Annotated in this window: 7 protein-coding genes and 1 pseudogene; all 8 read right to left on the bottom strand. The window is 71.6% G+C overall.

What is annotated here, in order from left to right:
- Positions 1-19: 19 nt before the first annotated feature.
- Positions 20-2,227 carry a 1,4-alpha-glucan branching protein GlgB gene (gene glgB / locus AC3WLY_RS08745; RefSeq protein ID WP_492332661.1) on the bottom strand — a complete coding sequence of 736 codons (2,208 nt, stop codon included), beginning with the start codon at positions 2,225-2,227 and terminating at the stop codon, positions 20-22.
- Positions 2,224-5,643 (bottom strand): maltose alpha-D-glucosyltransferase, encoded by a 3,420-nt coding sequence (treS, locus tag AC3WLY_RS08750; protein WP_492310379.1) that lies wholly within the window; start codon positions 5,641-5,643, stop codon positions 2,224-2,226. Before treS ends, glgB begins: the two co-directional genes overlap by 4 nt.
- Positions 5,643-9,035, bottom strand: coding sequence for a maltotransferase domain-containing protein (locus AC3WLY_RS08755; RefSeq protein WP_492310346.1), 3,393 nt, complete (start codon positions 9,033-9,035; stop codon positions 5,643-5,645). Before AC3WLY_RS08755 ends, treS begins: the two co-directional genes overlap by 1 nt.
- A gap of 151 nt (positions 9,036-9,186) precedes the next feature.
- Entirely contained in the window at positions 9,187-9,675 is a 489-nt protein-coding gene (locus AC3WLY_RS08760; protein ID WP_175961738.1) for a phage protein NinX family protein, read from the bottom strand.
- A 28-nt stretch (positions 9,676-9,703) separates the two neighbouring features.
- A complete protein-coding gene (locus AC3WLY_RS08765; protein WP_492310345.1) occupies positions 9,704-10,498 on the bottom strand; it encodes an endonuclease/exonuclease/phosphatase family protein in 795 nt (264 codons plus the stop codon).
- The gene (locus AC3WLY_RS08770) at positions 10,489-12,717 is read right to left on the bottom strand and encodes a VTT domain-containing protein (protein ID WP_492310344.1); all 2,229 of its coding nucleotides are present in this window, start codon (positions 12,715-12,717) and stop codon (positions 10,489-10,491) included. Before AC3WLY_RS08770 ends, AC3WLY_RS08765 begins: the two co-directional genes overlap by 10 nt.
- A complete protein-coding gene (locus AC3WLY_RS08775; RefSeq protein WP_492310343.1) occupies positions 12,714-13,049 on the bottom strand; it encodes a hypothetical protein in 336 nt (111 codons plus the stop codon). Before AC3WLY_RS08775 ends, AC3WLY_RS08770 begins: the two co-directional genes overlap by 4 nt.
- A pseudogene (locus tag AC3WLY_RS08780) lies at positions 13,046-13,329 on the bottom strand (MgtC/SapB family protein); the annotation flags it as partial. The pseudogene AC3WLY_RS08780 and the gene AC3WLY_RS08775, both read right to left, overlap by 4 nt.
- Between the last annotated feature and the right edge of the window lie 182 nt (positions 13,330-13,511).

The raw sequence follows: 13,511 nt of genomic DNA on the forward strand, positions 1-13,511 counted from the left end.
GTGTCGAAAGGGCGGGGAATCAGGCGGGGCTCAGCCACAGCGTCGCGAGCGGCGGCAGGCGCAGCGTCGCCGACCACGCCTCGCCGTGCGCGGGCACGGCCTCGGCCCACACGGCGCCGTCGTTGCCGGCATTGGTGCCGCCGTACGATGCGGCGTCGGTGTTCATCCGTTCGCGCCATTGGCCGGGCGCCGGCAGCCCGACGCGGTAGCCGGTGCGCGGCACCGGCGTGAAGTTGCAGACCGCGACCACCAGGTGCCCCGCATCGTCGCGGCGCACGAACGCGAACACGCTGTTGTCGCGGTCGTCGCCGATCAGCCAGGCGAAGCCGGCTGCGTAGCAGTCGAGCGAATGCAGCGCGGGTTCGGCCGCATACGCGCGGTTCAGGTCGCGCACGAGCCGCTGCACGCCGCGATGCGCGGGCGCGTCGAGCAGATCCCAGTGCGGCGTCGAGTCGTGCGCGAATTCGGCCCATTGCGCGAACTCGCTGCCCATGAACAGCAGCTTCTTGCCGGGATGCGCCCACATGAAGCCGAAGTACGCGCGCAGCGTCGCGAGCCGCTGCCACGCGTCGCCCGGCATCTTCGCGACGAGCGAGCCCTTGCCGTGCACGACCTCGTCGTGCGACAGCGGCAGCACGAAGCGCTCGGAAAACGCATAGATCAGCCCGAACGTCATCCGGTCGTGGTGATAGCGGCGGTGGATCGGGTCCTCGCGCAGATACGCGAGCGTGTCGTGCATCCATCCCATGTTCCACTTGAAGTCGAAGCCGAGCCCGCCATTGACGGTCGGCGCCGTGACGCCGGGCCATGCGGTCGATTCCTCCGCGACGGTGACGACGCCGGGCGGCGCGGCCGCACCGTGCAGCGTGTCGTTCAGCATGCGCAGGAACGCGACCGATTCGAGGTTCTCGCGCCCGCCGTGCACGTTCGGCACCCATTCGCCTTCGTTGCGCGAATAGTCGCGGTACAGCATCGACGCGACCGCGTCGACGCGGATGCCGTCGACGTGATAGCGGCGCGCCCACCCGAGCGCCGACGCGACGAGGAACGCGCCGACCTCGGTGCGCCCGACGTTGAACACGCACGTGTGCCAGTCGGGATGCAGCCCTTCGCGCGGGTCGGCATGCTCGTACAGCGCGGTGCCGTCGAACTGCGCGAGACCGTGCGGATCGTCGGGGAAATGCGCGGGCACCCAGTCGACGATCACGCCGATGCCGGCCGCATGCGCGCGGTCGACGAACCGCGCGAAGCCGTCGACCGGCCCGAAGCGCGCGGACGGCGCGAACTGCGCGAGCGGCTGATAGCCCCACGAGCCGCCGAACGGGTATTCGGCGATCGGCATGAACTCGACGTGCGTGAAGCCCATCCCGTGCACGTACGGAATCAGCCGCTCGGCAAGCTCGTCCCACGTCGCGCTGCGGTCCATCTCCTCGGGCACGCGCTGCCACGATTCCGGATGCACCTCGTAGATCGACCACGGCACGCGGTAGCGGTCGGCGCGCGGCCGCGCGTGCATCCAGCCGTCGTCGTGCCACGCGAACGCGTCGAGCGCCGCGCCATCGGCGACGACGGACGCCGTGCGCGGCGGCGCCTCCGTCGCGCGCGCGCACGGATCGGCCTTGTGCGGCAGCACGCGCCCGTCGGCCGCGCGCAGCTCGTACTTGTAGCGCTCGCCCGCGCCGATGCCCGGCACGAACAGCTCCCATACGCCCGACGGCCGCCGCAGCCGCATCGGATGGCGGCGGCCGTCCCAACCGTTGAAATCGCCGACCACCGACACGCGCTGCGCGTTCGGCGCCCATACCGCGAAGCGCACGCCATCGGTGTCGTCGATGCGCACGGGCGTCGCGCCCAGGCAGTCGAGCACGGCGGCCGGATCGCCGGCCGCGAAGCGCGCGAGCGCGTCGTCGTCGAGCAGCGTGCCGAACGCATACGCGTCGTCGGTCACTTGCCGCGCGTTCGGCCAGTCGATCGCGAGCAGGTAATGGGGAACCCCGCCGTCGTGCGCGATCGTGCCGGCGAAGCAGCCGGCGCGGTCGACGCACGCGAGCGCGCCGAGTTCGTCGCCGTCCGGCGACAGCGCGCGCACGCGCTCGGCGCCGGGCAGCAGCGCGCGCACGACGATCCGGTCGGCCTGCCCGTGCGGGCCGAGACACGCGAACGGATCGGGATGGCGGCCGGCGAGCAGCGCGTCGATGTCGGCCTGTTCGAACAGCGTGTCGGTCATCGCGTTCCTCCGGGTTCGGGCGCGCTGCCGTCGTCGAGCAGGCGCTCGACGAGCGCCGCGAGCCCGCCGACCGGCACGCTCAGCCAGTCGGGCCGGTTCGCGGCTTCGTAGCACAGCTCGTACGACGCCTTGTCGATCAGGAACAGCGCGAGCAGGCGATCGGCATAACGCGGGTCGACGAAGCGTACGGGCGCGAGCGCGGCGGCCGCGCGATAGCATTCGACGAAGCGGTCGGCGGCGGCCTGCCCGAAGCGGTCGAACAGCGCGCGCTTGCGGCCGGCCGCCTGCGGCGGCGCTTTTTCGACCGCGAATTGCGCGGTCGCGCTCACATACGACAGCGAGCGCAGGAAGCCGGCCACGTCGCGCAGCGGATGCGATTTCGCGCGGCGCCGTTCGAGCGGGCGCGCCGGTTCGCCTTCGAAGTCGATCAGCAGCGCATCGCCCTGCACGTCGAGCACCTGGCCGAGGTGGAAATCGCCGTGAATCCGCGTGCATTGCGCGTCGAGCGTGCGCGGCACGAGTTCCCCGAGCGCGCGCACGGCGGCGTCGCGCGACGCGAGCAGCGCATCGGCCGATGCGCGCATCGCGGGATCGAGCGCATCGAGCGCATCGAGCCGCGTGCGCAGCACGTCGAGCGCGCGTTCGAACGACGCGATCGCGTCCGCGCACCAGCCGTCGACGTGATCGGGTGTCGCGCGTTCCGGCGCGAACGCGGGATCGTCGGACGGCTGCGCGAGCGCGACGTGCAACTGGCCGAGCCGCGTGCCGACGATGCCCGCGAACGCCGCATAGCCGACCAGCGCCTCGGGTTCCTCGTCCTCCTCGGCCGCTTCGTCTTCGTCGGCGGCCGGCAGCGCGAGCTCGTCGACCGCGCGCCGCACGAAGTCGAACGAACGCGTCCACGCATCGCCCTGGTTGTCGACGTAGCGCTGCAGGATCGCGACCGTGTGCGGCGTGCCGTCCGGATCGACGTGCACGACCTCGCCCGCGAGCGTCGCGGTGTTTGCATAGCCGATGCGCGTCAGGTGCCGGCTCATTTCCGCTTCCGGATGCACACCGTGCGCGACCTTGCGCACCAGCTTCAGCACGATCGCGTCGCCGATCACGAGCGAGCTGTTGCTTTGCTCGGCCGCGAGCCAGCGCACTTCGGCGTCGTCGCCGGGATCGAGCGCGGCGAGCGCGCTCTCCGGCAGGAACGCGAGCCGGCCGCCGTCGGAGGTCGGCACCGTTGCGCCGTCGCGCAGCTTGCGCAGCATCCCGCGCGCGAACGACGGCAGCGCGAACGCATCGGTCAGGTAGCCGACCGTATGGCCGCGCCGCACGCGCGCGAGCGCGAGCTGCGCGAACAGCGGCTGGGACGTCTCGCCGCCCCAGGCCGTCGCGAGCGGCACGATATAGCGCTCGACGCCGCCGTCGCTGGCGCTGACCCACGCCTCCGCATACTGGAACGCTTCGCCCGGCACCGGCGTGACGACGTTCAACCATGCATCGCCGATCGCGCGATCCTTCGACGCGAACCAGCGCCGCCGCGAGAGCCACGACGCGAGCGCATCGTGCGCGAGCGCGTGCAGCTGCCCGACGTCCGGCCGCGCGTCGCCGCGCCGCATCACGAGCGTCACGTATTCGGGTAGCGGCTCCGCATGCGGCTGCCGCCACGACGGCTCGCGGCCGTGCCCGGACAGCTCGAACCACAGGAACCCGTACGGCGGAAAGGTGAGGAGATACGGGAGCTGGCCGATCGGCGGAAACGGCGAATCCGACGTCATCTCGATCGGCACGCGGCCCGCGAATTCCGACAGGTCGAGCTCGACCGCCTGCGACGCGCGCGACAGGTTCGCGACGCACAGCACCGGATCGCTGCCGTCCAGCTCGCGCAGGTACGCGAGCACCTTGCGGTTCTCCGGGCGCAGGAAACGGATCGTGCCGCGCCCGAACGCCTGTGTCGCACGGCGCGTCGACAGGATGCGGCGCGTCCAGTTCAGCAGCGAATGCGGGTCGCGCGTCTGCGCCTCGACGTTGATCGCGTCATAGCCGTACAGCGAGCCCATCACCGGTGGCAGCACCAGCAGTTCGGGGTCGGCGCGCGAGAAGCCGCCGTTGCGGTCCGACGACCACTGCATCGGCGTGCGCACGCCGTCGCGGTCGCCGAGGTGGATGTTGTCGCCCATCCCGATCTCGTCGCCGTAGTAGATCACGGGCGTGCCGGGCATCGACAGCAGCAGCGAGTTGATCAGCTCGATGCGGCGCCGGTCGCGCTCCATCAGCGGCGCGAGCCGGCGCCGGATGCCGAGGTTCAGCCGCGCGCGCCGGTCGCTCGCATAGGTCTGCCACAGCAGGTCGCGCTCCGAATCGGTCACCATCTCGAGCGTCAGCTCGTCGTGGTTGCGCAGGAACACGGCCCACTGGTTGCTCGGCGCGAGCGCGGGCGTCTGCCGCATAATGTCGACGATCGGGAAGCGGTCCTCGCTCGCGATCGACATGTAGATGCGCGGCATCAGCGGGAAGTGGAACGCCATGTGGCATTCGTTCTCGTCGCCGAAATATTCCTGCACGTCTTCCGGCCACTGGTTCGCTTCCGCGAGCAGCATCCGGTTCGGGTACTCGGCGTCGATCGTCGCGCGGATCCGTTTCAGGATCGCGTGCGTTTCCGGCAGGTTCTCGTTGTTCGTGCCTTCGCGCTCGACGAGATAGGGCACCGCGTCGAGCCGCAGCCCGTCGATGCCGAGATCGAGCCAGAAGCGCATCACCTGGATCACCTCGCGCACGACGGCCGGGTTGTCGAAGTTCAGGTCCGGCTGGTGCGAATAGAAGCGGTGCCAGTAGTACTGGCCGGCGATCGGGTCGTGCGTCCAGTTCGATGTTTCGGTATCGAGGAAGATGATCCGCGTGCCCGCGTATTTCGTGTCGGTGTCGGACCACACGTAGTAGTCGCGATGCATCGAGCCCGGCTTCGCGCGCCGCGCGCGCTGGAACCACGGATGCTGGTCCGACGTGTGGTTGATCACCAGTTCGGTGATCACGCGGATGCCGCGCGCATGCGCTTCGCGGATGAAGCGCCGCACGTCGGCGAGCGTGCCGTAGTCGGGATGCACGTCGCGGTAGTCGGCGATGTCGTAGCCGTCGTCGCGGCGCGGCGACGGGTAGAACGGCAGCAGCCAGATCGTGTCGACGCCGAGTTCGGCGATGTAGTCGAGCTTCGCGATCAGGCCGGGGAAATCGCCGATGCCGTCGTTGTTCGAGTCGTAGAACGACTTCACGTGCACCTGGTAGATGATCGCGTCCTTGTACCACAGCGGATCGTCCGCACAGAGCGCGGGCGCGCGGCGGCGCGCGCGGCGCCGGCGCGGCGTGCCGGCCGGCGCGAGCGACGGGAACTGCGCGCGGCGCACGTCGTCGAGGGAATCTTCGCGTTTCATCATCCGTGGGCTCCCGAAGATCGTCGGGCGTCGTCCGGTCCGGGCGCGGCCGCCCGCGCGGCGCCCGGAGACGGCGCGAGCCGCCAGATCGCATACGGCCGCACGTGCGGATCGAGCGACACGTACTGGCGATGGCCGCGCCACGTCTGCGCGTGTGCGGCATCCAGTTCGAGCGCGTCGAGCGGTTCGCCGTCGGCGAGCCCGAAGCCGCGCCACAGCGCTGCGTCGAGCGTGAAGTTCGCGGCCTGCGGATGCCACGGGTCGAGGCTGATCGCGACGACGACGACGCTGTCGAACGCCGGCGTCGCCTTGACGAACACGAGCACGGCGTCGTTGTCCGCGTCGGCGAACGTCAGGCCGAGATGCGTCTGCAGCGCCGGGTGATCGCGCCGTGCGCGGTTCAGCCGCGCGATTTCGGCGCCGATGTGCGCGGCACGGCTCCAGTCGCGCGCGCGCAGCTCGTACTTCTCCGCGTTCGCGTATTCCTCGCTGTCCGGCAGCGGCGCCGATTCGCCGAGCTCGAAACCCGAGTACATGCCCCATGAACCGGCCAGCGTCGCCGCGAGCGCCGCGCGGATCACGAACTGCGTGCGCGGCGCGTTCTGCAGATGGCGCGGGTTGATGTCGGGCGTGTTGACGAAGAAGTTCGGCCGGAAGAATTCGCGCGCGGGCCCGGCCGTCAGCTCGGTCAGGTAGTCGATGAACTCGCGTTTCGTCTCGCGCCACGTGAAGTACGTGTACGACTGCGAGAAGCCGACCTTCGCGAGCCGGTACATCATCGCCGGCCGCGTGAACGCTTCGGACAGGAACACGACGTCCGGATGCCGGCCGCGGACGTCGTCGATCATCCACGCCCAGAACGGCAGTGGCTTGGTGTGCGGATTGTCGACGCGGAAGATCCGCACGCCCGCGTCGACCCAGAACTGCACCGCGTCGCGCAGCGCGAGCCACAGGCCGGGCAGTGCATCCGGCGCGTAGAAATCGGGGTTCACGATGTCCTGGTAGCGCTTCGGCGGGTTTTCTGCGAAGCGCAGCGAGCCGTCGGGCCGCCACGCGAACCAGCCCGGATGCGCGGCCAGCCACGGGTGGTCGGGCGAGCACTGGATCGCGAAATCCAGCGCGATCTCGAGCCCGTGAACGCGCGCGGTTTCGACCAGCGCGCGGAACGATTCGAGCGTGCCGAGCTGCGAATGCACGGCCGTGTGGCCGCCGTCGGGCGAGCCGATCGCGTATGGGCTGCCGACGTCGTCGGGGGCGGCTTTCAGGCTGTTGTTGCGGCCCTTGCGCGCGGTGGTGCCGATCGGGTGGATCGGCGGGAAATACAGCACGTCGAAACCCAGGTCGTGAATGCGCGGCAATTGCGCGATCACGTCGTCGAACGTGCCGTGCCGATGCGGATCGTCGCTCGCCGAGCGCGGGAACATCTCGTACCAGCTCGAGAAGCGCGCCGCGCGCCGCTCGACGTCGACCGGATACACGGTCTCGTCGTGCGTGACGAACGGCCGGTAGCGCAGTGCGGCGAACGCGTCGGCCAGCGGCGGCGCGCCGAGCAGCGCGAGCCGGCCGTCGGCCGGCGCGTCCCTGAACTCGGCGACGAGGCGTTCCATGTGCGGGACCGCGCGTGCATCGGCCGGATCGGCGAGCTTGAGCGCGGTCGCGAGCAGCAGCTGGGCTTCGCGCAGTTCGAGCGTCACGTCCTGGCCGGCCGCGTGTTTCTTCGCGACGTCGTCGGCGAGCGACGCCCAGTCGTCGCGCCACGCGATCACGCGAAATGCGTGGCGGCCGACCCGGTCGAGCATGATGTGCGCGTGCCAGCGGTCGTTCGGCTCGGCTTCGAACGGCACTTCACGCCAGTCGTCTTCGCCATCCGCGCGCCACTGGAGCGCGGCCGCGAGATGCGCGTGCCCGTCGGAGAAGATCGATGCATGCACGACGAGCGGTTCGCCGATCACACGCTTGACCGCGAAGCGGCCGCCGTCGACCGACGGCTCGACGCGCTCGATCGCGATCCGGTCGGCCGCGAGCGCGGCCGACAGCACCGTGCGTTCGCGCGCGGCGTCGGCGCGCGTCGTGACGGGCGGGGCGCGCCGGGCATCCAGCAGCGCGTGCGCGCCGGGCCCGAGCGTGAAGGCTTCGAGCGCGGCAGGCGGGTGGGTTGGCGCGCCGTCCCGCGTCGCGACGCGCGTGAAGCTGCCCGGCACGCCGGGCAGGATCGCGGCGGGATCGACGGTTGTCGCCGTGTCGAGATCGGGATTCAACGCGATCAGCAGTGCCGCTTCGTCGTGTTCGAGCGACGGCCCTGTGCCGCGCAGCAGCACCGTCGCGGTTGCGCCGGGCGCGCTCAGCTGCGCGATCTCGCCGCGTGCGGCCGCCACGGGCGACGCGCGACGCCACGCGTTCGCATCGGCGATCGCACCCGACAGGTCGAAGCGCGCGCGCTCGAACGCGGTGCGGTAGCGATCGGCATCCGCGTCGCGCGACATCAGCGGCAGCGTGACGCCGCGCTCGAAGCCCATCGGCGCGAGCCAGCCGGTGCCGACGGCCGCGGCCGTCCACAGCGCGCGGCGATATGCGCGTGCGACGGTGTCGTCCGGTGCGTCGGGCCAGTCGTCGGCGAGGCGCGGGCCGTCGAACGCATCGGGAAACGCGATCGGCGAGCCGATGCGCCGCAGCAGCCGGTGTTCGTCGACGAACCACGGTGCGTGGAGATCCCACCAGCGCACCGACGAGAACACCGCATCGAACCCGGCCGCTTCGAGCTGCGCGAGCGCGTCGCGTGCATGGCCGGGCACGCCGGCGAGCACCGCGGCGTCCGGGCGCGCGCGGCGCAGCGCCGCGCGCCAGCCGGGCCACCAGTCCGCCGGCAGATGATGCGGCGCGTCGACCAGGAAGCCGGCCGCGCCCGCGTCCGCAAAGGCGGCGAGGTGCGCGCACCACCACGCGGACAGCGCGTCGCGCACCGCATCGTCGCCGAGGTTCGCGTGCACGACATCCAGCGCGTGCGCGGTGCCGCGCGGGTCGATCAGCGCATCGTCGTGCGTGCGCTCGACGTACCAGTCCGGATGCGCGGCGCGCAGCGGGTTTTCGCGCGCGATGCGGTCCGGCACGACTTCGAGCAGCATGCGCAGCCCGTGGCCGTGCGCGAGCTGCGCGAGCCGCGAGAACGTTTCGAGCGCGCTCGCGCGCGTCGCGAACGTGTGGGCCGGGCGATGGAAATCGGCCACGTGGCGCGGGAAGCCGGCGACGCTCGCGGCCCAGAACGCGCCGACCAGCACGTGATCGAAGCCCATTCCCGCGATATGCGCGCAGGTCTGCCCCCACGCGTCGAGCGGCCCGACGAGGCGGGCGTCGCAGAAATAGATATGCGGAGCGAAGGTCGGCGTGGAGTCCATGGCGCGGAGCGTGCGGGCGGCGGCGGTCGATAACGCCGGGTTGCCGCAACGCGTGTGCCTGCCGCGCGGAGTCCGGCGCGGCAATGGTCAGGCGGGATGCCGGCGCCGGCGGGCTGTCGTTTTTACATGACCGCTGTACTGCCGCTTGCACTTACATGCGCGGGATGGAGCGGATATCCGTGCTGTCGCCCGCGGCGCGATCGTCGTCCGTTTCGGGAAGCGGCATGCCGGGGTCGTAGCGCGCCATGGCGCCGTGTTCGATCCGGTGCGCGAACGGCGGCGGCGCGTCGACCTCATCGCCGAAGCGCGCGCGCACGAATGCGCGCAGCAGCGCCACGCGTGCGTTGGCGCCACGCGCGCCGCAGGCGGACGGGCCGTCGATGAAGGTCGCGTCGCATTCGACGCTGTCGCCGTGGTGTGCGATCCGCAGGTCGTCGACGCGATCGAGCACGGCGCCCGCGTCGGCCCACGACGCCGACGGCGCGAACGGCGCGTCGAGGCGCCTCAATGCGTCGCAGGCGGCCGTCACGACGACCGCCGGCGCGACGGACGTGAAACGCAGCGTGTCTTCGTCATCTGCGCACAACGCACGTGCGCACCAGTAGTCGAGATCCTTTCCGCCGAGTGCGTCGGTTCGCATGGGCAAGCTCCGCTGGACCGAAAAGGTTTCAACGCGCAATCGACGTTCCCGTCGCGGCGGCCGTCGCGCGCATCCGCGCGACGAGCGGGTAGTGGTCGGATGCGTGCCGCGCGCGCATGCTGCGATGCACGATCACGTCGATCAGCAGTTCGCCCGGGTGGATCCAGATCCGGTCCAGCGAGAACACCGGATACAGCGTCGGGAACGTGCGCGGCGCGGGCGCGCGCCGGAACCGCGTGACGAGCGCCTGCAGCGCGCGGCCGCGCACGAACCATTCGTTGATGTCGCCGAGCAGGATCACCGGCATCGCGCCGGTGTCGAACGCGGCGAGCAGCCGTTGCACCTGCGCGCTGCGCTCGCTCGCCGACAGGCCGAGATGGGTCGCGACCACGCGGATCGTGCCCGCGCCGCAGTCGATGTCGGCATCCAGCGCGCCGCGCGGCTCGCGCTGATGGAACGACAGGTCGAGCGTGCGCGCCGCGCGGATCGGGCAGCGCGACAGCACCGCGTTGCCGTAGCGGCGCTCCGGCGTGTCGATCGTCGGGCCGGCCGCCGCATGCATGCCGGTCGCGTCGCGCAGATGCGCGAGCACGTCCGGCGCACGCGTGCCGCCGAGCGGCACTTCCTGCAGCGCGATCACGTCCGCGTCGAGTTCGTCGATCACGGCCGCGATCCGGTCGGCCGCGCGCGCCGGCCACACGCCGTAGCCGCCGCGGATGTTGTACGTCGCGATCCGCAGGTCGCGCCCGCCCGGCGCCGCGGCCGGCGGCCCGTCGGCGGTGACGATTTCGGGCGGCGGCGCCGCGTGCCGGCTCAGCGCCATCGTCGCAGCACCCCGACGAGCAGCACCGACACGCCGACCAGCGCGACGCCGATCGCCGCGAGCCACGCGAACGCACCCGGCCGCGGATGGCTGAGCGCGGCGGTCAACTGATGCGCGAACGTAACCGTCAGCGCGATGCCGGGCAGCATCCCGATCGCGGTGCCGACCAGGAAGTCGCGCAGGCCGATGTGCGACGCGCCGGCGACGAGGTTCACGACCGCGAACGGCGCGATCGGCAGCAGCCGCAGCACGGCCATCGCGACCACGCCGCGCCGGCCGATCTGCTCGCTGAGCCGGTTCGCGCGCGCGCCGGCCAGCCGGCGCACCGCGTCGCGCCCGAGCCAGCGGCCGAGCCCGTAGGTCGCGGCGGCGGCCGCCATCGAGCCGAGGCCCGCATACGCGAAACCGGGCCACGCGCCGAACACGAGCCCGGTCGCGGCGATCAGCAGCGTGATCGGCACCGCGAACGTCGCCGCGACCACATAGCCAGCGAGCAGCAGCGCGGGCGCGGCCGGCCACTGCGCGATGCCGGCCGCCGCGTGCGACAGCGAAGCGACATTCAGCCGCGCGCCCAGCGGCGAGAAGCGCCACACGAGCGCCAACGCGGTGATGGCGAGCACGATCGCGCCGAGCACGAAGAAGCGCGTGCTCAGCGAGCGATGCTGTTCGCGCGGCACGAATTCGCGGACGAATCGGTCGGGTTCGATCGGCTGCTCGGGATCGAGCCGCGTGCTGACCGGCACGAGCGCGTCGAGTTGCGGTGCGACGGCCGGATCGAGCGTGCGCAGCGTGCGGCCATGCTTCGCGCGCAGCCGGTCGAGCACGGCGTTCGGCCGGTCGGCGCAGGCGAATGCGGCGGCAACCGCGGCGGGTGTCATGCCGAGATGCTCGGCCAGCAGCCGCTCGCGCGTGCCGGCGACTGCGGCGCGGATGCGCGCGTCGCCGGCCGCGACGAGCGCGATGCAGCATTCGGTGTCGAGCAGCATCGAGCGATTGTTCAGGTTCGCGCTGCCGATGACCAGGCATTCGTCGTCGACGATCGCAAGCTTGCTGTGCACGTTCACGCACGCGTCGCCGAGCCCGTCGACATGCGGATACAGCAGCCGGTAGCGGCCGAAGCGGTCGGCCGCCGCGAGCGTCGCGTGCAGCCGCGCGCGCAGCACGCCCATCGTCGCTTCCTGCAGCCAGCCGCTCTGCACGCGCGGCGCGACGACCGTCACGTCCGGCCCGTGCGCGTCGGCGAGGCGCGCGGACAGCGTCTCGCGCACGACCGCCGCGGTGAAATACTGGTTCTCGACGTACAGGTGCCGGCGCGCGGCGCGGATCGCGTCGCCGACGAGCGCGCGCACTTGCAGCACCGGCTCGCGGCCGCCGTGGCGCGGCGCCGTATACGCGATGCCGAGCCGCACGTCGCGCACGTCGACGCGCGCATCGGGCGGCCACGGATCGTCGTCCGGCCGGTCGAGATGCCGCTGCGCGCGGATCGCGATCGGCCGCCCGCACGCGTGCAGCCAGCGCGTGCGCGCCTGCTCGCCGATCGCGGCGGCCGCGTCGCCGTCGAACATCGCCTGCACGTCGTGGAACGGCGCGTACGGCATCCCGTGCTCGTCGCGGCGGCGCGGGTCGCCGGCCGCATGCGCGGGCGTGTCCCAGCGCGCGCGCGTGAGGTCGAGGCCGCCGACGAACGCGAGCCGGTCGTCGATCACGACGAGTTTCTGATGATGCGACGCGCCGCGCGGATGCGTGTCGTCGAGCCGAAAGCGGATGCCGCGATGCGCGCGCCAGCCGGCGCGATACACGGGCGGCCAGTCGCGCTCCAGCGCGTAGATCATCGCGAAGTCCCACGCGAGCACGTAGATGCGCAGGTTGTGCCGCGCGGAGGCGAGCGCGTGCAGGAACGCAGCGAGCGTGTCGGGGAAGGCGTCGCCATCGCCGGCGCCGCCCGGCGCAAGCCGCATCCGGCTGTCGACGTCCCAGCCGACGATGAATACCGTATGGCGTGCCCGCAGCAACGCCGCGCGCAGCGTCGCGAAATACGCATCGCCGTCGACGAGCGTCGCGAAGCGGTCCGCATGGCAAATCGCGTCGCAGTTGCGGCCGCGTTCGAGCAGGCCGTGTCGCGACGCGTCGCCCGGCGGCAGCGCGGCGGCCGCTGCATCGTCCGGGCCTGCCGTTGCGATGGCGGCGAGCCGCACGCTCCTGCGGTCCGGCGCGATCATCGTGCGTCGACGTCCCGGTCGCCGTCGATGCGCTGCAGCAGCGCGTCGCAGCGGGCGCGCAGCGCCCGCAGCTCCGGCGAACGGGCGTCGAGCCGCACGCGTTCGCCGTTTTCAAGGCCGTGCGCGACCGCGATCTCGTAGATCTCCTGCGCGATCGTCGCGGCCGCGCTCGCGATCCTGATCCGGTCGTGCCAGCTGCATTCGGCGTGATGGCACGCGAGCCACGCGCGCAGCGCACCGACGCGCTGGCTGATGGTGAGCCATCCGCCGAACCGCATGCGGGCGGCCAGTTCGCTCGTCACGAGATAGGAGAGCAGGTCGGTCTGGGTCACACGAAGCTCCTTGACGAAGTGTCGGGGCGGCAGGTCCGCACGCCGGCGATGTTTTGCAGCGTCTTGCCGAGCGTTGCAAATTCCGGTCCGCTCGTGCGCGAGAATGGGGCCGGGATGTCGTCGGTGTCCGGATCGTCGTCCGACTGCTGGACGATGAACCGCTTCACGCGCACGCGTCCCGCGCAGGGTGTATCGTGCAGCGTGCCGAGCGTGAGATCGCCATGCTCGACGACGAGCGCGGCGTGCGCGGTTGACGCTGCGCGATGAGGCGGCATTCGAGCCGCGAGCATCACGAGTGCCGGGTAGCGCGGCCGGCAGCAGGCGTCCGACGCGTTCGAGGTGCCCGATCATGATGTGCATTCCTTCCGTTTCGCCCAGGCGCGTACCGGTAGCGGTTCGACGCGCAATGGGGACGCAAGGGGACGTAAGGGGGCGCAAGGCGCGTGCCGGCCGGGCACGCTG

The organism is Burkholderia sp. FW306-1C-G01B (assembly GCF_058781685.1).

Bases quoted from the DNA above. Each gene is read 5' to 3' on its own strand.
- glgB (WP_492332661.1), bottom strand. From the start codon at position 2,227: ATGACCGACACGCTGTTCGAACAGGCCGACATCGACGCGCTGCTCGCC.
- AC3WLY_RS08755 (WP_492310346.1), bottom strand. From the start codon at position 9,035: ATGGACTCCACGCCGACCTTCGCTCCGCATATCTATTTCTGCGACGCC.
- AC3WLY_RS08770 (WP_492310344.1), bottom strand. From the start codon at position 12,717: ATGATCGCGCCGGACCGCAGGAGCGTGCGGCTCGCCGCCATCGCAACG.
- treS (WP_492310379.1), bottom strand. From the start codon at position 5,643: ATGAAACGCGAAGATTCCCTCGACGACGTGCGCCGCGCGCAGTTCCCG.
- AC3WLY_RS08765 (WP_492310345.1), bottom strand. From the start codon at position 10,498: ATGGCGCTGAGCCGGCACGCGGCGCCGCCGCCCGAAATCGTCACCGCC.
- AC3WLY_RS08760 (WP_175961738.1), bottom strand. From the start codon at position 9,675: ATGCGAACCGACGCACTCGGCGGAAAGGATCTCGACTACTGGTGCGCA.